Below are 16,934 nucleotides of genomic sequence, written 5' to 3' on the forward strand. Positions count from 1 at the left end.
CTACTGCTTGTCGAAACGGGGCTGGGACTGCTGCTGGTCCTGCGGCGTGGCCGTGCCGTTGCCGCCCTCGATGGCCTGCTTCGAGGCCGAAGGCCCTCCGGCCAGCTCCGCCTTCATCCGCTGGAGCTCCAGCTCGACGTCCGTGCCGCCGGAGAGCCGGTCGAGCTCCGCCTGGATGTCGTCCTTGGCCAGGCCCGACTGGTCGTCGAGCGCGCCCGAGGCGAGCAGCTCGTCGATCGCGCCGGCCCGCGCCTGGAGCTGGGCGGTCTTGTCCTCGGCGCGCTGGATGGCCACGCCGACGTCGCTCATCTCCTCGGAGATGCCGGAGAAGGACTCGGCGATCCGGGTCTGCGCCTGGGCCGCCGTGTAGGTCGCCTTGATGGTCTCCTTCTTCGTACGGAAGGCGTCGACCTTGGCCTGCAGCCGCTGGGCCGCCAGCGTGAGCTTCTCCTCCTCGCCCTGCAGCGTCTGGTGCTGCACTTCGAGGTCGCTCACCTGCTGCTGCAGGGCGGCGCGCCGGGAGAGCGCCTCACGGGCCAGGTCCTCACGGCCGAGCGCCAGCGCCTTGCGGCCCTGGTCCTCGAGCTTCGAGGACTGTCCCTGGAGCTGGTTCAGCTGCAGTTCGAGCCGCTTGCGCGAGGTCGCCACGTCGGCGACGCCCCGCCGGACCTTCTGCAGGAGCTCCAGCTGCTTCTGGTAGGAGTAATCGAGGGTCTCGCGCGGATCCTCGGCCCGGTCAAGGGCCTTGTTTGCCTTCGCGCGGAAGATCATCCCCATACGCTTCATGACACCGCTCATGGGCTTCGCGCGCCCCCTTCTGACGGACTCGGCTCAAGCTCTCCAACAGGATCCACAGTACGGTCCCTGTCTCCATTACCGCACTGTTCGGGGGCGGATGTGCTCCTCCCCAAGGACGACTGCGAGCGGGCTCTCTCCGGCCCAGGGAGTAGATGGACCTCGGGGAAACCGTGCGTGTCGTCCGTGCGTACCCCCACAGACGCGGTCCGATACCAGATCGTTCCCGCCCGCACTGGGGTCCACACCCCCCACCACGTACTCTGGGTTTTGTGTTCCGTAGCCGTTCCAAGGAAGAGAAGGCCGCCACCGACAAGGTGAGCGTGGACTTCTCCAAGCAGACCCGCGACCCCGAGGCCCCCAAGGGCCGCCCGACCCCGAAGCGGAGTGAGGCGCAGACCCAGCGCCGTCGCGCCGCGACGGTGCCGACCGACCGCAAGGAGGCCGCCAAGCGCCAGCGCGAGGCGCGCCGCTCCGACCTGGCACGGCAGCGCGAGGCGCTGGCGAGCGGTGACGAGCGCTATCTGCCGGCCCGCGACAAGGGTCCGGTCCGCCGCTTCGTGCGCGACTTCGTCGACTCGCGCTTCGCCATCGCGGAGTTCTTCCTGCCGATGGCCGTGGTGATCCTCGTGCTGTCGATGGTCCGCGTCCCGGTGCTGCAGAACGTCTCGCTGCTGCTCTGGCTCGGTGTGATCGTGATGATCGTCATCGACTCGATCGGCATCTGGCTCCGTCTGAAGAAGCAGCTGGGCGAGCGCTTCCCGAACGAGCCGAAGCGCGGAGCCGTGGCCTACGGCCTCATGCGTACGCTCCAGATGCGCCGACTGCGACTGCCGAAGCCGCAGGTCAAGCGCGGAGAGCGGCCCTGAGCGCGGACGTCGGCACGGACAGCTCCGAGTCCGGCACGGCGAGCGGCCCGCTGGCCGCCGCCTCCTCCCCGTGGCCGAGCGGGTACGGCGGGCTGCGCGAGACCGTCCGCCAGGAACTCGTCGCGCGCCAGCTCGACGAGCAGATAGCCGGCCGCTACCCGGTGGGGCAGCGGCTGCGGATCCTGGACGCGGGCATGGGTCAGGGCACCCAGGCCCTGCGCCTCGCCAGGGCCGGTCACACCGTGACCGGTCTGGAGTCCGATCCCGAGCTGCTCAAGGCGGCGCGTGAGGCGCTGGCCACCGAACCGGCCGGGATCCGTGAGCGGGTCCGGCTGATCGAGGGCGACGGCCGCGAGACGGGCGTCCACTTCCTGCCGGGCAGCTTCGACGTCGTGCTCTGCCACGGCGTGCTGATGTACGCGGACGAGCCGGACGCGCTGCTCGCCGGGCTCGCCCGGATGCTGGCGCCCGGCGGTCTGCTCTCCCTGGTCGTACGGAACGCCGACGCCCTCGCCATGCGGCCGGGGCTCGCCGGGGCCTGGTCGGACGCGCTGACCGGCTTCGACTCGGACACGTACACCGACCGCAACGGCGCGAAGGTGCGGGCCGACCGGCTCGACGCGCTGACGTCGACGCTGGCGGGGATCGCGGCGCCGCTGCACACCTGGTACGGCGTACGGGTCTTCACCGACGGCGTGCCCGGCGAGGTGGGCCTGCCGGCCGCCGAGGAGCTGGAACGTCTGCTGACCGCCGAGGACCGCGCGGGGCGGACGGAGCCGTACCGCAGGGTGGCGGCGCTGCTGCACCTGTGCGGGGTACGGGGCGGCTGAGAACGACGCACGGCCCCGGAGGGCCGGGGCCGTGGTCAAGCACGTCCTGGGGCGGTCCCCGGTGTCCCGCTAGCTCTCCGCCGCCTCGCGGAGGGACATCGTGTAGATCTTCGTGTCGTCCTCGAAGAGCGACGCCTGTTCGGTGCCGCCCTCCAGGAGGTCCTTCCAGACCTCACCGATCCAGGACTCGGCGTCGCCCTGGGTCGTCCAGTCCTCCGGTTCCACCGAGGGAGCGGTCTCCGTGCCGTCGGCCTTCTCGAACCGCCACGTCCATGCCATGTCCGCCTCCTGAGGCTCACCGGATGATCGGTTTCCTGCCCGCAGCGTAGCCGGGCGCGCACCCCTCGCGGTGTCGCGGGAGGATCATTGGGTGGAACTGACTCTGCTCGGCACCGGCGCCCCCCTCGGGCTCCCCCGCCCCGAATGCCCCTGCGCCGTCTGCGCGACCTCCCGCGGCCCCCGGGCGCGCGCCGCCACCGCGCTGCTCGTGGACGAGGCGCTGCTGCTCGACCTGACGCCGGGGGCCGCGCTGGCCGCCGCCCGGGCGGGGCACTCGCTGGTCAACGTACGGCAGGTGCTGCTCACGCACCCGCACGACGGGCCCGCGGTGGAGGTGCCTGCCGGGCTTCCGGCAGCCGGAAGGGTGCCGGACGGACGCGAGTTGACGCTCATCAGCGGGCACCGGGTGCGGGCGGTGCCGATGGACTCCCCCGGTACGGGGTACGAGGTGACCTCGGCGGAGGGCGAGCGGCTGCTCTACCTGCCGCCCGGGGGCTCCCCCGCCGGTCTGCCGGAGAACCACCGGCCGCCGTACGACATGGTCGTCATGGACGTCACGGGCCGGCCGGACGCGCTCGCGCGGCTGCGGGCGACCGGGGCGGTCGGGGCGAGCACCGACGTGATCGCCGTCCACCTCGACCACGACGTGCCGAACGGGCGTGAGCTGGACCGGCGGCTCGCGGCGGCGGGGGCGCGGGCGGTCCCGGACGGCACGACGCTGTACGTCGGCGAGTACCACGCCGTGCCCGACGTGCCGCGCCGCACGCTGGTGACCGGCGGCGCGCGGTCGGGCAAGTCGGTGGAGGCCGAGCGGCGCCTGGAGACCTTCCCCGAGGTGCTGTACGTGGCGACGAGCGGGACCCGGGAGGAGGACCCGGAGTGGGCGCAGCGGGTGGCCCTGCACCGGGACCGGCGGCCCGGCTCCTGGCGTACGGAGGAGACCTGCGACCTCGTCCCGCTGCTTGCGACCGAGGGGCCCGCGCTGCTGATCGACTGCCTGTCGCTGTGGCTGACGGACGCCATGGACCAGGTGGGCGCCTGGGAGGACGAGCGGTGGGCGAGCGGGGGCCAGGAGGCGCTGCGCAGGCGGGTCGAGGAGCTGGTGGCGGCGGTGCGCGCCACGTCCCGCACGGTCGTCACCGTGACCAACGAGGTGGGCTCGGGGGTCGTTCCCGCCAGCGCGGCCGGGCGGCGGTTCCGGGACGAGCTGGGGCGGCTGAACGCGGCCTTCGGGGACGAGTGCGAGCAGGTCCTCCTGGTCGTCTCGGGGCAGGCGCTGGTGCTGCGCGGGTAGGGTTCGATCACCCATTGGCCACAGCTTGGCCACAGCCGACGTCGACGTCACGAGGACGAGCCTTGAACCTGGACGACTTCTCCGATCTGATCGAGCGCCCCGACGGCGGGGTGCGGCGTGACGCCGAGGAACGCCGGGAGCGGCTGATCGTTCCGCCCGGCGCGCTCGGCCGGCTCGACGAGCTCGGCGAGTGGCTCTCGGCGGCGCAGGGTTCGGTCAAGGTGCGGGCGATCGAGCAGCCGAAGGCGGTGCTCTTCGCGGGCGACCACGGGGTGGCCTCGCTCGGGGTGTCGGGCCGCCCGGCCGGCACGGCGTACGAGCTGGTCCGCTCGGTGCTCGACGGGGCGAGCCCGCTCGCGGTCCTCGCGCGCAGCGCGGGCGTTCCGGTACGGGTGGTGGACGCCGGTCTGGACTGCGAGCCGGAGCTGCTGCCCGCCGAGGTGGTCCGGCACCGGGTGCGGCGCGGCAGCGGCCGGATCGACATCGAGGACGCGATGAGCGCCGAGGAGACCGAGGCGGCGATCCGGCTCGGGGTGGCGATCGCGGACGAGGAGGCCGACTCCGGTACGGATCTGGTGGTGCTCGGCGATCTGAGCGTGGGCGGTACGACGCCCGCGTCGACGCTGATCGCGGCCCTGTGCGGGACGGACGCCTCGGTGGTCACCGGCCGGGGCGGCGCGGGCATCGACGACCTGGCGTGGATGCGCAAGTGCGCGGCGGTCCGGGACTCGCTGCGGCGCGCGCGGCCGGTCCTGGGCGACCAGTTGGCGCTGCTCGGCGCGGTCGGCGGGGCGGACCTGGCGGCGATGACGGGCTTCCTGCTGCAGAGCGCGGTGCGCCGGATGCCGGTGATCCTGGACGGCGTGGTGGGCGCGGCCTGTGCGCTGGTGGCGCAGCGGGCGGCGTTCCGGGCGCCGGACTGGTGGCTGGCGGGTCAGGTGAGCGGTGAGCCGGCGCAGGCGAAGGCGCTGGACCGGATGGCACTCAACCCGCTGCTCGACCACGGCGTCACTGTGGGCGAGGGAACCGGGGCTCTGCTCGCTCTTCCCCTCGTCCAGGCCGCCGCCGCACTGGCGGCGGAGCTGCCCGAGAAGCCGGAGCCGACCACTCCGGAAGACACCTCGGACAGCACGGCGGACTCGCCGGACGGGGAGAACTAGACGGATCAGGGCGCCGGAAGCGACTTCGCCACACACGGGCGGCCGCTTCCGGCGCCCCGCCATGACGAGCGATGCCCCATATGATCGCTTTTCATGGGAGAGGTCCGTTTGTCCACCGAAGGAACGCCCAGGGGCACGGCCCGTTCGCGGCGCAGCGCCGCGTTCGCCGTCTGGTACCTGCGCGCCGTCACGTTCATCAATTTCCTGAGCGCCGTGTGGGTCTCCCTCGGCCAGGACCTCCGTCGGCACAACACGGACAACTACTTCACTCCGTACATGCTGACGGCGGGCTTCGCCTCGGGCGTCTTCACGCTCTTCCTGGCGATCACCATGCGCCGCCGCAAGCGCGCCGCGTGGATCCTCAACATCGTCCTCAGCGGGCTCTTCCTGCTGCTCTTCGCCTTCGCGATGTTCTTCCCGGAGATCCGGCAGCACGCCCAGAACTGGATCTCGCTCGTCCTCACCGCCGCGTTCGTCCTCGCGCTGATCCTCGGCCGCAAGGAGTTCTACGCGAAGGGCGACCGCTCCAACCCCTGGCTGGCCGCCGTCGTGGCGGTCGGCGGCCTGCTCGTCACCTCGCTGCTCGCCGCCGTGCTCGTCACCGTCACCAACACCTCCACCGGCACCTCCACCTTCCTGGAGCGCTGGCGGTACGGCGTGATGCGGCTGATCACCCTGGCCGCCGACGACTCGGCCTTCGACGGGATCGCCACCCCCGGCTGGGTCAACGTCGTCATCAACGTGCTCTCCACGCTGCTGATCATCGCCGTGCTCTACGCCGCGTTCCGCTCCCGGCGGGCCGTCGACCCGCTCACCGACGACGACGAGGAGAAGCTGCGGGCCCTCCTCGACAAGAACGGCGACCGCGACTCGCTCGGCTACTTCGCGCTGCGCCGCGAGAAGAGCGTGGTGTGGTCCCCCAGCGCGAAGGCCGCCGTCGCCTACCGGGTCGTCGGCGGGGTCTCGCTCGCCTCGGGCGACCCGATCGGCGACCCCGAGGCCTGGCCCGGCGCGATCGAGCCGTGGCTCGCCGAGGCCCGCGAGCACGGCTGGATCCCGGCCGTCATGGGCGCGAGCGAGGAGGCCGGCACCATCTACGCCCGGCACGGCCTGGACGCCCTTGAGCTGGGCGACGAGGCGATCGTGGAGACCGACGAGTTCACCCTCGACGGCCGGGCCATGCGAACCGTCCGGCAGGCCTTCAACCGGGTCAGGCGGGCCGGGTACGAGGTACGGATCCGGCGCCACGAGGACATCCCCGCCGACGAGATGGACGCGCTGCTCCGCAAGGCCGACGACTGGCGCGACGGCGCCACCGAGCGCGGCTTCTCCATGGCGCTCGGCCGGCTCGGCGACCCGCGCGACGGGCGGTGCGTGATGCTGGAGTGCTCCGACGAGGACGGCGACCTGCGGGCGGTGCTCTCCTTCGTGCCCTGGGGGCCGAAGGGGCTCTCCCTGGACCTGATGCGCCGCGACCGGGACTCCGAGAACGGCCTGATGGAGTTCATGGTCATCGAACTCCTCCAGCGCGCCAAGGAGATCGGGATCACCCAGGTCTCGCTCAACTTCGCCATGTTCCGGTCCGTCTTCGAACGTGGCTCGAAGCTCGGTGCGGGGCCTGTGCTGAGGATGTGGCGTTCGCTGCTCAGCTTCTTCTCGCGCTGGTGGCAGATCGAGTCGCTGTACCGCGCCAACGCCAAGTACCGACCGATCTGGGAGCCCCGCTTCATGCTCTTCGAGAAGAGCGCCGACCTGCTCCGCATCGGCCTCGCCGCCGGCCGCGCCGAGGGCTTCCTGGAGGCCCCGGGGCTGCCGAAGTGGCTGCACCGCAAGCACCTGGAGGGCCGGCGGTGAAGTCCGCTCTGAAGGGCTTCGCCTGCCGCGAGTGGGGGCCGCTGTACGCCACCGTACGGACCGCGCTCGTCACCAGGAGGTGGCGAGCGATACCGATGACGCTGGCGGCCGTCTGCCTCACCGGCCTCTTCCAGCTGGTCCAGAACCAGGACTGGGGCTACCAGCCGGTCCAGAACATCGGCTCGGTGCGCGCCGAGGACCCGGTCTGGCTCTCGCTGCTGCGTACCCCGCTCTCCCTCTTCGTCCCCGCCCTCGATCTGCCGGTCTGGGGTGCCCTCGCGCAGATCCTGCTGGTCTTCGGCATCGCCGAGATCTGTCTGGGGCGGTGGCGGACGCTCGCCATCGCCTATCTCGCCACGCTGGCCGGGACGCTGTACGCGCGCGTGGGCATCGCGCTCGGTCCGGACAACCCGCTGGGGCTGCCCGCCTCCGACGCGCGGGTCGTGGACACCGGCCCGTCGGCGGCGGTGGTCGGCCTCGCGGTGTACGTCTGCTGGCGCTACCGCGCCCGGTGGACCGCGGGGCTCGTGGTCCTCGCGATGGTGGTGGAGGTGCTGATCAAGCCCAACCTCGCGGGCAAGGAGCACCTAGCGGCGATCCTCGGCGTGCTCGCGCTGATCGCGGTCGTCGCCTGGTACGAGCGCCATCACTCCCCGCCGCCGGGGTCCGAGGGCGGGGACGACCCCGAGCCGGGGGTCCGTCCCGGCACCCGTTCCTGGAAGCCGCCGATCACATCCTGAGCGCGCCGTCGCACCTTGTCCCAGCGCCGGTCGTGCCGGTAGGTGCGCAGCCGGGACTTGGCGCGGGCGCGGGGGCGCCGGCGGTAGAAGCGGCGGGACCACCAGGAGCCGGGCCTGGCCAGCCGGAGGGAGCCGACGATCGCGACGAAGGGCACCAGCGTCCCGATGACGGCGATCCGGAACTTCCCCTTGACGAGGGCGATCAGGACGAACAGGAAGTTGACGAGCAGCGTCAGGACGAAGGTGCCCCGGTTCTGCCGTTCGTCCGGGGTCAGTTCGTTGACCCCCAGCGGCGAGAAGCCGCCGAGGACCAGCATGCCCAGGGCGGCGGTGAACACGACCATCTCGACGCTCTGGCGACCCTGGTCGCTCCAGTAGACGTCGTCGAGGTGCAGGATCAGCGCGAACTCGTCCAGGACGAGCCCCGCGCCGATCCCGAAGACCGCCGCGAAGACGCAGGGCGTGACCCCTTCCCGGCCGCTGGCGACCGCGCCGAAGCCGCCGATGACGGTGAGGACGACGCCTGGCACGACGTGGTGGATGTGCAGTCCGCCGGCGGACTGCACATTGCCGAACGGCCCCTTCCCCGCCCGGATCATCCGCACGATGGTGCGCGTGACCAGGAAGGTGATCATGAAGGAGGCAAGGGCGATGAGCAGCGGGAGCTTCCCCGGCTCGACGAAGTTGCGGTAGAACCAGTGACCCATGCCACCTGCTTCCGATTTGTGCCTGATGCGCAATTTACCGTGTCAGGCTCTGCCTTACCCTGCCCGGATGGACGGCCTGCGTTTCGCTTTCGGCACCCTCACCGTGCTGCCCGCCCGCATCACCCGCTGGGACCGGGACGCGGCGCGCGCCGGCATGCTCTGGGCACCGCTCGCGGGCCTCGTCCTCGGCCTCTTCGCGGCCGCGCTCGGCGGGGTGCTCCTGCTGCTCGGTTCGGGACCGCTGCTGGCGGCGGTCGCCACGACCGCCGTCCCCGCGCTGATGACCCGCGGCCTCCACCTGGACGGGCTCGCGGACACGGCGGACGGGCTCGGCAGCGCGAAGCCCGCCGAGGACGCGCTGCGGATCATGAAGCAGTCGGACATCGGCCCGTTCGGCGTGATCACGCTCGTCTTCGTCCTGCTCGCCCAGGTCGCCGCGCTGTACCGGCTGTACGAGGAGGGCTGGGCGTACGGCACCGTCGGCGCCGCCCTCGCCGCGACCGTCGCCCGCCTCGCCCTGACCCACGCCTCCCGCGAGGGCATCCCGGCGGCCCGCCCCGAGGGCCTGGGCGCGATGGTCGCCGGCACCGTCCCGGTCCGCGCCGCGGCCCTGGTCACGGCGGCCGTCCTGGCGGCGTGCGCCGCGACGGCCGCGCTGTTCTCCCCGTACGACGCCCTGCGCCACGTCCTCGCGGCGGGCGTGGGCCTCGCGGCGGCGGCCCTGCTGCTGCGCCGCTGCGTCCGCCGGTTCGGCGGGGTGACGGGCGATGTCTTCGGCGCGGTCGAGGAGACGGCGGCCACGGCGGTGCTCGTGGCGCTGACGCTGGGACTCTAGGGCCTCGAAAGGCTAAAGGCTCCGTTCCAGGCCGTGCGGGAGCGTGCCCCAGGGGTGGGCGCCGGTGCCCGGGACCGCGCAGTGGACCCGGGTGGTCGGGAGGGCGTCGCGGGGGGCCGCGTAGACCAGGTGGCAGTAGTGGTCGGCGACCGGCAGGTCGAGGCCCCGGTAGGAGTCCCAGGGGCCCTCGAAGGTGACCAGCAGGTCGGCGAGTTCGGCGTAACCGGGGCCGGGGTGGGCGCCGTGGTTGAGGACCAGGGTGCGGGCCCCGGCGGCGCGGGCGGCGACGCCGATGCGGCGCACATGGCCGAGCGCCTCGGGCGCGGTCGGCACCTGGTCGAGGAAGGCGCCGTCGGCTCCGTACCAGTCGCGGTGGCGCAGCAGCTCGGCGACGACCTCGCCGTGCGGGCGGCGCCCGTACGCGGTGTCGGTGTAGCCGAGGACGCGGACGCCCGCGGTGCGGAGCCGGGCCGCGAGGGCGGCGAACGCGGGGTCGGGGGCCGTACCCGGGCCGTTCGCCGGGTTGAGGACGACGCCGTACAGCGACGGCGCCGCCTCGACCACGGCCTCCCAGGCGTCGGGGCGGTCGGCCGGGTGCTCGTAGAAGGGCACGAGAAGGGTGGGGCTGGGGGCGTTCACGAGCCTTCCTCAGACACGGTGGGCGGTCGGTCGGACGAGCAGGGCGCAGGTCAGGACGGCCATGGCGGCGGCCGCCGCCCCCGCGACCAGCGGCCCCGAGGACGGGGCGAGGGTCTGGGCCGCCGCCGCGAGCGTGCACACGGCGGCCGCGCCACGCACCGCGCCGAAGGCCTGGAGCAGCAGCCCGAGCCAGAGCACCACCCCCACGAGCAGCAGCCCCAACAGCCCGGCACCGTCGGGCCCGGGGGCTCCGGGCCACAGCAGGACGCCCACGACGGCCAGGGCGAGGAGCACGGCGAGGTACGCGCCGAGGCATTGCGCGAGGGCCCCCGCAGCCGCCCGCCGGAACTCGCGCGCACTCGTCAGGGTCCGCAGCCCGGCGACGCTCAGGCGCCGGAACCGGTGCAGGAGCCATTCGGCGGGCCCCATGGAGAGCGTCAGCGCGAGCACGGGCCCCGCCCCGGTGACGAGCGCGTCGTCACCGCCCGCGTACAGCACGAGCAGCCCGGTCCCGAGCCCGAAGAGCCCGTACGGGACGGAGGCGAGGAGCGGCGGGCCCGAGCGGGGGCGGCGGGGGGCGGGGCTCCGTACGCCCCCGCCCCGCAGCACCAGGGCAGCGAAGGTGATCGCCGCCACCAGGGAGAGGGCCGGGAGGCCGGCCCTGAGGGCGTCCGGGACGTCGTACCGGAACGCCGGGACCGCGCCCGCCAGCGGGGCGAGGGCGCAGAGCAGGGCGCGTTCGCGGCCGAGGACGAGGAGGACGGTCGCGGCCGCCAGGTAGAGCGACTGGCCCGCGGCGAACACGACGACCGGCCACTCGCCTGGCCCTGCCACCGCGAGGGCGACCGCCGAGCCGACAAGCGCGCCCGCCGGGGCGCCGACGCGCAGGCTGCGCACGGCGGAGTCCCGGTCGCCGAGCCCGAGCCAGGTGTACGCGCGGTGCGACAGCGCCTGGTTCCAGACCCAGCCCGCCACCGCGCCCGCGAGCAGGGGAACCGTTCCCGCACCGCCGAACAGCGGGGCCCCCAGGACGTACGCGAGCCCGGGCAGGGCGAAGACGACGCCCCGCAGCAGACAGCCGCCGAGGCCGTGGTGCCACGGCCCCGCGGGCGGGGCCTCCGGCTCGGGGTGGCGCCGCTCCACGCGCGCGTAGAGGTCCTCGGCGAGGGCGAAGGAGTCGGCGCGGCCGTAGGTGAGCCGGATGTGGTCGTCCGTCATGCCGTCGGACTCCAGGATCGCGGCGATCTCGTCCGGATGCACCGCGACCGCCGCCAACCCGGCCAGCCGGTCCGCCAGTTCGTCGACGGGGTCGGCGGCGAGGGTCCCCGCCCCCGCCACCCGCTGGCGCGGGATCACCGGCAGGGTGTCCCGCATCGTGCCGTTCTTCAGCCAGAGGGAACCGCTCATGACAGGGACCCCCCGCCGACGAGTTCCGGCCGCCAGGGGTCGGTGAGCAGCACGGTCCAGTCCTCCGGGGCCTCCGGCGCGGCGGGCACGGGCGGCTCGCCGGCCAGTTCCAGGTAGATCCGGCGGAAGCCGTCCACCGAGCGGTGCAGGGTGAACCGGTCGACGACCCGCTGCCGGGCCCTGCGCCCCAGTTCGGCCCTGCGCTCCCCGTCCCGCAGCAGCTCCGTGACGGCCGCGGCCATCACGGCGGGCTCGCGGGGCGGGACGACGATCCCGGTGTCGCCGACGGCCTCCCGTACCCCGCCGACATCGGTGGAGACCGTGGCCCGACCGCAGGACATCGCCTCGATCAGCGAGAACGGGAACCCCTCGCTGATCGAGGAGAGCATCACCACGCTCCCGGCCGCGTACGCGCCGGCCACGTCGGAGACCCGGCCCTCGAAGGTGATCCCGTCGGTCACACCCAGCTCGGCGGCGAGCTTCTCCAGGCCGGTGCGGTAGTCCTCGTTGCCCGCCGGGACCGGGCCGAACAACCGCAGCCGCAGCTCCGGGAGTTCGGCGCGGGAGATCGCGTACGCCCTGATCAGCGTCTCCAGATCCTTGATCGGGTCGACACGTCCGCACCAGCTGAGGGTGGGGACCTCCGGCTCGGGCCCCGCGTAGGGGAACGCGTGCGGGTCGACGCCGTTGTAGACGGTCCGGATCCGGGCGGTGGGCGCGCCACCGCGCTCCTCCCAGCGCCGGTTGTACTGGTTGCAGGGGGTGATCAGGTCGGCCTTGCGGTAGCCGAGGGTGTTGAGCTCGCGGTAGAAGCCGAGCATCAGGGCCTTGACGGGCCAGCGCTGGGCCTCGGTGCGGTAGCCGAGGTAGCGCTCGCGGAGATAGATGCCGTGTTCGGTGAGCAGGAAGGACACCCCTTCGAAGTGCTGGGCGGCGAGCGCCGGCAGCGTCGCGAGGCCGCTGGAGACCGCGTGCGCGACGCTGCCGTCGGATATCCGGGCGGCGAGCGGGCGCAGCGCGTGTTCGAGTAGGTCGGTCGCGGTGAGCGCGTCGTGGACCGTGGGCCGGGCGGCCGCGGTCGGCAGATGCGGCATGGTCCAGATCCACATCAGGGAGCGCAGCGCGCCTTCGGAGCGCAGCGCGGCGGTCAGTCCGCCGCGCCGGGCGAGCGCGGCGAGGGCGTAGAGGCCCTCGCCGAAGTCGCAGCCGGCGTCGGGGTCGAGGATGGAGAGCAGGAAGCGCTCGTAGGTGTCGGTGAAGCGGCGTCGCTCACGGCCCCGTGGGGCCCGCCCCCGCTCCGGGGCGGAGCCCCAGAGCGGGAAGGCGGTGTGACGGGAGATGTTCGACGGCAGCTCCCAGGTCACGGGTTCGCGGCCGTTGCCGGTGAGGGCGAGGATCTCGAAGTCGACCTCGGGCATGCCCCGCACGAGCTGGTCGCACCAGGTGCTGACTCCCCCGTGCACGTGCGGATAGGTGCCTTCGGTGAGCATGGTGACGTGACGGCCACGGCTCGGCATGTGCGTTTCCCCCCAGAACGTACGGTGGTCGGTTCGTACGGTCGTACGGTCGTCGTCAGGCCGTCGGGAGCTTGAGCGTGGTCGTGGACTGGAGCGCCTCGGGGGCGGTCCAGGCCGAGCGCGCTCCCGCGTAGGCCGTGCCGAACACCGCCGTGCCGAGCAGGAGTTGCTTGCGCGTCCCCTCGGGGACGGTGACCGGGGCGGTCACTCCGGAGGGCGCCTTGACGGTGACGGCGGTGCCGATGCGGTACGCGGTGACCTGGCCGGCCGCGAGCGCACGGTCCCAGGCGGCGCGGCGGTCGAGCTCGGTGCCGACGTCGCGCTGACGGGGGTTCACCAGCGGTGCGTTGTCGGCGTACAGGGCCCGGTAGTCGGCGAGGACCCGGTCGAGGACGGGGTAGAGGATGCGGTCCTCGGCCAGGTTGGACTGGTGGACGTAGTGCGGGCGCGGGTCGTTGGCGACCACGTGCGAGAGGGCCGTGCGGGCCTCCTGCGGGACGATGTGGGCGGCGTACCCGGTGGCGGTGTCGAGCGGGGCGGGCAGGCAGGTGGAGGCCGGGTTGGACTCGCAGATCCCGCTGCCGCCGTCGGCTCGCGAGGTGTAGATCCAGTTGTACTCGTCGGCCATCTCGGCGGCGGTGCCCACGTTGTAGTACACGTTCATCGGGTGGCGCGGGACGGTCTTCGCTGCGCCGACCGCCCGCTGCTGGGGCTCGCGGGAGTTGTCGCTGGCGATCCACTTCACGCCGTTGTCGGCGAGCGCGCCGGCCAGGTTCGGGTTGTCGACGGGCTGCTGCGGCGAGGTCTTCAGGCCGGAGTGCTCGCCGGTGACGAGTTCGGTGCGGTCGACGGAGATGCCCTTGGCGACGGCCCAGTTGTGGTTGTCGCGGATCTGCGCGGCGATGGTGCTCCGGCTGGTCCACTGGGTGGCACCGGCCGCGGTCTTCGCGCACTGCCAGGGGACGGTGCTGGTGTCCTGGACGCAGCCGAGGAAGGGGTGCGTGTAGGTGTGGTTGATCCAGCGGTACTGGGCGCGGTCGGCGATCAGCTTGGCGGCGAGCGGGTCGGCGCCGGCGTGCTCGGTCTTCCACTGCTCGCCCTGGCCGCCGTTGTAGACCATGTCGAGCGTGAAGCCGGCGGTCTTCTGCCAGGCGGCGGCGTACGTGGCGTCGGCGGCGGTCATCCGGACCGGGTTCTCGCCGGCCTCGCCGTCGCCGCCGGGGCAGTCGAAGTCGCCCGGGGTGCAGTTGCGCGCGGTGTCCCAGCGGGCGTCGGGGGCGAAGACGTCGTCGACTTGGACGGAGAAGTAGTTGCGGCTCTGGCCCAGGTGGACGCCCTCGGTGAGCCACTCGACGATGCCGCGCGCGAGGACCCGGAACTGCCGCTGGTACTGGTTGTAGGCGAAGGTGACGACGAGTTCGCGGCGCCCGTCGTGGGCGTACTCGCCGATCAGGCTGGCCCGTCCGCCGCCGGACACGGGCACGTCGAGGAGGCTGGTGAAGCCCGCGCGCGGGCGGCCCGCGTAGCCGTAGCTCTCGGTGATGGCGGCGTCGTTGTCCTCGAAGGTCACCGCCCCGTCGAGGTACCGGAAGGGCCCGGCCTTGCCGGCGGCCGTGAGGTCGGCGGTGGCCCCGTCGAGGGAGCCGGAGTAGCCGCCCTCGTTGGTGTAGTCGAGGCCGACGCCGGGGTGGGACCAGGTGTACGCGTCGACCTGCGGGATCTTGAAGGTCGTCTCGTATGCCGCGAGCGCGGCCTGCTCGGCGGAGTCGGGCCCGAACGCCGACTCGTGCGGCAGCACGACGCCCTGGTACTTGGCCCGGGGGCGCCCCGACACCGTGTCGCTGAGGAAGGCGGCGTTGATGACCGGGCGACCGGAATCGGCCAGATCGACCCGGCGGTACGGGACGCCGGTGGAGCGCAGCTCGGCGACGATCGCCTGCACGGCGCTGCCGCCGTCGTCCACGACGAGCACGGTGAGGTCGACCCGAGGCACGGGCGGCGCGGCGGCGCTCGCCCCGGCCGAGGGAACGACGGTCGCGAGGAGCGCGGCGGCGACCATCGCGGCGGTCCTGGGGGCACCCCCCAGGCCGAAGGCCTTGGGGGAAGTTCTGGGCATGCGGGATCCGGCAGAGTCCATCGTGTGGTGTCCCCCCTCGACAGGCCCGCCGGACGCGGAGGACCTGTGGAGATGATGCGGATGATGCAAAGGAGCGTGTGCTGCCCTTGCGCGAATGAGGCGAGTGTGGACGAGCTCACCGACTCTGAGGGGTAAACGTGAAAGAGACACCACGGATGAGTGAATCACCGTCGCCGTGAGCGAACACGAAGAGCGAGCGTAGGCTCGTTCTCGGCGCTCTCCGGGCCGAAATACGATGCGGCGGGCATGGTCGGCCCATCCCTCGACCGCCACAGAACTCAATGGAAGCGAGATTTCACCACCGTGACTGCTCTCACTCTCAGCACAGCCGGCGCCGCGACGCTGCGCGCGGACGCTCTTGTCGTCGGTGTCGCCAAGTCCGGCAAGGGCCTGGTCGTCGCGCCCGGCGCCGAGGCCGTGGACAAGGCGTTCGACGGGAAGCTGGCCGCCGTCCTGGAGACCCTGGGCGCTGCGGGTGCCGAGGGTGAGGCGACCAAGCTGCCCTCCCCCGCGGGTCTGAAGACCCCCGTCGTGCTCGCCGTCGGTCTGGGCTCCGTGCCCGAGGACGGCGCGTCGTACCGCGCCGAGACGCTCCGCCGCGCCGCCGGTACCGCCGCCCGCACCCTGCACGGCGCCAAGAAGGCCGCCTTCGCGCTGCCCGTCGCCTCCACCGAGGACGCCGAGGCGATCGCCGAGGGCGCGCTGCTCGGCGCGTACGCGTACACCGCGTACCAGGAGTCCAAGGACGCCAAGAAGCCGCTCGGCGAGGTCGCCCTGCTCGGTGGCAAGCCCCGCGACAAGGCCTTCAAGGCCGCCGCGGAGCGCGCGCAGGCGCTGTCCGAGGAGATCAACCGCGCCCGCGACCTGATCAACATGCCGCCGAACGACCTCTACCCCGAGACCTTCGCCGCCATCGTGACCGCCGCCGGCAAGGAGCACGGCCTCAAGGTCCAGGTGCTCGACGAGAAGGCGCTCGACAAGGGCGGCTACGGCGGCATCCTCGGCGTCGGCAAGGGCGCCGTCCGCGGCCCGCGCCTGGTCCGGGTCGCGTACACGCACCCGAAGGCGGAGAAGACCCTCGCCCTGGTCGGCAAGGGCATCACCTACGACTCGGGCGGCATCTCCCTGAAGCCGGCCGGTCACAACGAGACGATGAAGTGCGACATGAGCGGCGCGGCCGCCGTGTTCGCCGCCGTCGTCGCCGCCGCCCGGATCGGTCTGGCCGTCAACGTCACCGGCTGGCTGGCGCTCGCCGAGAACATGCCGTCCGGCAACGCCACCCGCCCCGGCGACGTGCTGCGGATGTACAGCGGCAAGACCGTCGAGGTCCTCAACACCGACGCCGAGGGCCGTCTTGTCCTGGCCGACGCGCTGACCCGCGCCTCGGAGGAGAACCCGGACGCGATCGTCGACGTGGCGACCCTGACCGGCGCGATGGTGCTCGCCCTCGGCAACCGCACCTTCGGGATCATGGCCAACGACGACGACTACCGCACGGCGATCCACGAGACCGCCGAGGAGGTCGGCGAGGCCTCCTGGCCGATGCCGCTCCCCGCCGACCTGCGCAAGGGCATGGACTCCCCGACCGCCGACATCGCCAACATGGGCGAGCGGATGGGCGGCGGCCTGGTCGCCGGTCTCTTCCTGAAGGAGTTCGTCGGCGAGGGCATCACCTGGGCCCACCTCGACATCGCCGGCCCGGCCTTCCACGAGGGCGCCCCGTACGGCTACACCCCGAAGGGCGGCACCGGCTCCTCGGTCCGCACGCTGGTGAAGCTGGCGGAGAAGACCGCCGACGGCGAGCTCTGACCCGTCCGGTGACACGGAGCGCGGCCCCCGGACCCCGGTCCCGGGGCCGCGCGTGTTCACCC

15 protein-coding genes are annotated in these 16,934 nt (G+C 72.9%); 8 read left to right on the plus strand and 7 right to left on the minus strand.

Annotation, left to right across the window (positions count from 1 at the left end; genetic code table 11):
- Positions 1-798, minus strand: a complete 798-nt coding sequence (locus AB0F56_RS24965) for a PspA/IM30 family protein (protein ID WP_362013434.1) — start codon at positions 796-798, stop codon at positions 1-3.
- Between the two features lie 269 nt (positions 799-1,067).
- Here AB0F56_RS24965 and AB0F56_RS24970 point away from each other — a divergent pair, with 269 nt between their 5' ends.
- Positions 1,068-1,664, plus strand: coding sequence for a DUF3043 domain-containing protein (locus AB0F56_RS24970; protein WP_362013436.1), 597 nt, complete (start codon positions 1,068-1,070; stop codon positions 1,662-1,664).
- 50 nt (positions 1,665-1,714) lie between these two features.
- Positions 1,715-2,494, plus strand: a complete 780-nt coding sequence (locus tag AB0F56_RS24975) for a methyltransferase domain-containing protein (protein ID WP_362013610.1) — start codon at positions 1,715-1,717, stop codon at positions 2,492-2,494.
- Positions 2,495-2,563: 69 nt separating this feature from the next.
- On the opposite strand, the gene AB0F56_RS24980 is transcribed toward AB0F56_RS24975, so the two are convergent.
- Positions 2,564-2,773: a hypothetical protein gene (locus tag AB0F56_RS24980; RefSeq protein ID WP_362013438.1), complete on the minus strand. Its 210-nt coding sequence runs from the start codon at positions 2,771-2,773 to the stop codon at positions 2,564-2,566.
- Between the two features lie 91 nt (positions 2,774-2,864).
- Between AB0F56_RS24980 and AB0F56_RS24985 the strand changes: the two genes are divergently transcribed.
- The 4 genes from AB0F56_RS24985 (at position 2,865) to AB0F56_RS25000 (ending at position 7,821) form a co-directional block, all read left to right on the plus strand.
- The gene (locus tag AB0F56_RS24985) at positions 2,865-4,067 is read left to right on the plus strand and encodes a bifunctional adenosylcobinamide kinase/adenosylcobinamide-phosphate guanylyltransferase (protein WP_362013440.1); all 1,203 of its coding nucleotides are present in this window, start codon (positions 2,865-2,867) and stop codon (positions 4,065-4,067) included.
- 62 nt (positions 4,068-4,129) lie between these two features.
- Positions 4,130-5,227: a nicotinate-nucleotide--dimethylbenzimidazole phosphoribosyltransferase gene (gene cobT, locus AB0F56_RS24990; protein ID WP_362013441.1), complete on the plus strand. Its 1,098-nt coding sequence runs from the start codon at positions 4,130-4,132 to the stop codon at positions 5,225-5,227.
- Between the two features lie 93 nt (positions 5,228-5,320).
- The gene (locus AB0F56_RS24995) at positions 5,321-7,081 is read left to right on the plus strand and encodes a phosphatidylglycerol lysyltransferase domain-containing protein (RefSeq protein ID WP_362013443.1); all 1,761 of its coding nucleotides are present in this window, start codon (positions 5,321-5,323) and stop codon (positions 7,079-7,081) included.
- The gene (locus AB0F56_RS25000) at positions 7,078-7,821 is read left to right on the plus strand and encodes a hypothetical protein (RefSeq protein WP_362013445.1); all 744 of its coding nucleotides are present in this window, start codon (positions 7,078-7,080) and stop codon (positions 7,819-7,821) included. Before AB0F56_RS24995 ends, AB0F56_RS25000 begins: the two co-directional genes overlap by 4 nt.
- Here the strand turns inward: AB0F56_RS25000 and AB0F56_RS25005 are convergent.
- Positions 7,728-8,528: a hypothetical protein gene (locus AB0F56_RS25005; protein ID WP_362013446.1), complete on the minus strand. Its 801-nt coding sequence runs from the start codon at positions 8,526-8,528 to the stop codon at positions 7,728-7,730. The two genes, AB0F56_RS25000 and AB0F56_RS25005, sit on opposite strands and share 94 nt — an antisense overlap.
- A 67-nt stretch (positions 8,529-8,595) precedes the next feature.
- On the opposite strand from AB0F56_RS25005, the gene cobS reads away from it, so the two are divergent.
- Positions 8,596-9,363 (plus strand): adenosylcobinamide-GDP ribazoletransferase, encoded by a 768-nt coding sequence (cobS, locus tag AB0F56_RS25010; protein WP_362013447.1) that lies wholly within the window; start codon positions 8,596-8,598, stop codon positions 9,361-9,363.
- Positions 9,364-9,375: 12 nt separating this feature from the next.
- Here the strand turns inward: cobS and AB0F56_RS25015 are convergent, their stop codons facing one another.
- The 4 genes from AB0F56_RS25015 to AB0F56_RS25030 are packed head-to-tail and all read right to left on the minus strand — an operon-like array spanning position 9,376 to position 15,042.
- Positions 9,376-10,002 (minus strand): spherulation-specific family 4 protein, encoded by a 627-nt coding sequence (locus AB0F56_RS25015; RefSeq protein WP_362013449.1) that lies wholly within the window; start codon positions 10,000-10,002, stop codon positions 9,376-9,378.
- A 9-nt stretch (positions 10,003-10,011) separates the two neighbouring features.
- Positions 10,012-11,409, minus strand: coding sequence for a hypothetical protein (locus tag AB0F56_RS25020; RefSeq protein ID WP_362013451.1), 1,398 nt, complete (start codon positions 11,407-11,409; stop codon positions 10,012-10,014).
- The gene (gene pelF / locus AB0F56_RS25025; protein WP_362013453.1) at positions 11,406-12,926 is read right to left on the minus strand and encodes a GT4 family glycosyltransferase PelF; all 1,521 of its coding nucleotides are present in this window, start codon (positions 12,924-12,926) and stop codon (positions 11,406-11,408) included. The genes AB0F56_RS25020 and pelF overlap by 4 nt, the downstream gene beginning before the upstream one ends.
- Before the next feature lie 55 nt (positions 12,927-12,981).
- Entirely contained in the window at positions 12,982-15,042 is a 2,061-nt protein-coding gene (locus AB0F56_RS25030) for a hypothetical protein (protein ID WP_362013455.1), read from the minus strand.
- A gap of 324 nt (positions 15,043-15,366) precedes the next feature.
- Here AB0F56_RS25030 and AB0F56_RS25035 point away from each other — a divergent pair, with 324 nt between their 5' ends.
- Positions 15,367-16,872: a leucyl aminopeptidase gene (locus AB0F56_RS25035; protein WP_362013457.1), complete on the plus strand. Its 1,506-nt coding sequence runs from the start codon at positions 15,367-15,369 to the stop codon at positions 16,870-16,872.
- Positions 16,873-16,934 lie beyond the last annotated feature (62 nt).

Origin of the sequence: Streptomyces sp. NPDC026092 (assembly GCF_040638605.1) — a bacterium.
In the GTDB taxonomy this organism is placed as follows: domain Bacteria; phylum Actinomycetota; class Actinomycetes; order Streptomycetales; family Streptomycetaceae; genus Streptomyces.

Coding starts and splice junctions, on each gene's coding strand:
- AB0F56_RS24965 (WP_362013434.1), bottom strand. CDS start 798: ATGAGCGGTGTCATGAAGCGTATGGGGATGATCTTCCGCGCGAAGGCA.
- AB0F56_RS24980 (WP_362013438.1), bottom strand. CDS start 2,773: ATGGCATGGACGTGGCGGTTCGAGAAGGCCGACGGCACGGAGACCGCT.
- AB0F56_RS24995 (WP_362013443.1), top strand. CDS start 5,321: ATGGGAGAGGTCCGTTTGTCCACCGAAGGAACGCCCAGGGGCACGGCC.
- AB0F56_RS25005 (WP_362013446.1), bottom strand. CDS start 8,528: ATGGGTCACTGGTTCTACCGCAACTTCGTCGAGCCGGGGAAGCTCCCG.
- cobS (WP_362013447.1), top strand. CDS start 8,596: ATGGACGGCCTGCGTTTCGCTTTCGGCACCCTCACCGTGCTGCCCGCC.
- AB0F56_RS25020 (WP_362013451.1), bottom strand. CDS start 11,409: ATGAGCGGTTCCCTCTGGCTGAAGAACGGCACGATGCGGGACACCCTG.
- pelF (WP_362013453.1), bottom strand. CDS start 12,926: ATGCCGAGCCGTGGCCGTCACGTCACCATGCTCACCGAAGGCACCTAT.
- AB0F56_RS25030 (WP_362013455.1), bottom strand. CDS start 15,042: ATGCCCAGAACTTCCCCCAAGGCCTTCGGCCTGGGGGGTGCCCCCAGG.